The organism is Nocardia sp. NPDC004604 (genome assembly GCF_040609795.1).
Lineage (GTDB): Bacteria > Actinomycetota > Actinomycetes > Mycobacteriales > Mycobacteriaceae > Nocardia.
The window spans coordinates 1-1,802 of record NZ_JBEXLC010000328.1; the positions used below are offsets into that span (position 1 = coordinate 1).

1 protein-coding gene is annotated in these 1,802 nt (G+C 65.0%); it reads left to right on the forward strand.

The window, feature by feature from the left end; translation table 11 throughout:
- Positions 1-101 precede the first annotated feature (101 nt).
- Entirely contained in the window at positions 102-1,640 is a 1,539-nt protein-coding gene (locus tag ABZW16_RS43895) for an IS1182 family transposase (protein ID WP_354962091.1), read from the forward strand.
- The last annotated feature ends 162 nt before the right edge of the window (positions 1,641-1,802 follow it).

Below are 1,802 nucleotides of genomic sequence, written 5' to 3' on the forward strand. Positions count from 1 at the left end.
CTAGGAGACTGCTGAATAACTCGGTGTGTTGACCCGGCCCGTAGGGGCGGGTCAACGAGGATGGTGGGGTGCAGGGTGAGGGTGGTTCGGATCCGCAGTTGATGGATGCTGCTGCGTTGGTTGGGCATTTGGTTCCGGCGGGCAGTGTGTTCGCGTTTCTGGCTGAGCATCGGTGTGAGGTGTTCCCGGCGGTGATGTTCGAGGACTTGTTCCCCAGCAGGACCGGGCGGCCGAGCCTGCCGTGCGAGGTCGCGGCATCGGTGATGGTGCTGCAGGCACTGCATGATCTGTCCGACCGGGAAACGGTGCAGGCGTTGCGGTGTGACCTGCGGTGGAAGGTGGCTTGTGGGTTGGCGTTGGACGATGAAGGGTTCGATCCGTCCACGTTGACCTATTGGCGGCGGCGGTTGGCGAAGTCGAACAACCCGAACAGGATCTTCGACGCGGTCCGCACCGTTATCGCCGAAACCGGTGTACTGCAAGGCAAGACACGTCGGGCGTTGGATTCGGTGGTCCTCGATGATGCGGTCGCCACCCAGGACACAGTCACCCAATTGATCGCGGCGATCCGGCGGGTGCGGCGCGAGGTGCCAGGCGCGGCGGCGGTCATCGCGGCGCAGTGCCGCGCCCACGACTACGACGATCCCGGCAAACCCGCGATCGCCTGGGCCGACAAGGCAGCTCGGGAGGCGCTGGTCTCGGCGCTGGTCAACGACGCGACCACGGTCGTGAACACGTTGGCAGACAACGAATTCGATGAAGATATCCGAGACAAGGCATCGCAAGCGTTGGCGTTGCTGGCGTTGATCGCCGGCCAGGACGTCGAACCCGCCGAGGACTCCGACGGCACCGACGGCCGGTGGCGCATCGCCCGCAAGGTCACCACCGACCGGGTGATCTCGGTCGTCGATCCCGACGCCCGCCACATCCACAAAACCGTCCACAAACGACAGGACGGTTACAAGGCCCACGTCGCGGTCGAACCCGACACCGGACTGTTCACCGACGGGCGCCTCGCCAAAGGCAACGGCAGTAACAACCACGAATCCGTCATCGGCCTGGACCTGCTCGCCCAGGAGAACGAGCCACGACAGGTGCTGGGCGACAGCGCATATGGCACCGGTGACATGCGGGCCGAACTAGCCGGGCAGGGCCACACCGCGATCATCAAACCCTTTCCGCTTCGCCCAGCGGTCCCTGGCGGGTTCACCCTCGATGCCTTCACCCTCAACCACCACGACCGCACCGCGACCTGCCCGGGCGGGGTCACCCGCTCGATCACCTCGAAACACAAGGTTGTTTTCGGGGTCGCCTGCCGCGGCTGCCCACTGCGCGAACGATGCACCACCCGAACAGACGGCCGCACCCTCAACCTGCACGAACACGACGCCCACCTGCGTCGAGCCCGCCACGACTGGCGCGAGAACACCGACCTCCTCACCACCTACCGCCGCCACCGGCCCATGGTCGAACGATCCATCGCCTGGCTTATCGGCCCCAAAGGACGCTGCCGGAAACTGCGCTACCGAGGCGTTCGAGCCAACAATCAATGGCTGCACACCCGCATGGCCGCTCTGAACCTGCGCCGACTGCTCAACCTCGGACTTGACCGCATCGACAACATCTGGGCCATCGCCTGACAGCGGTGAACCCGCGACCCGACCAGCCCCGCACGTCATACTGATACCAGCGGGAAGAACGACCACTGTCGACCCTCACGAGGGCCTGACCTCACACACCGCACAGACGACCTTGCCGGCGCTCTTCCCACCCCCAAACCCGCTTATTCAGCAGTCTCCTAG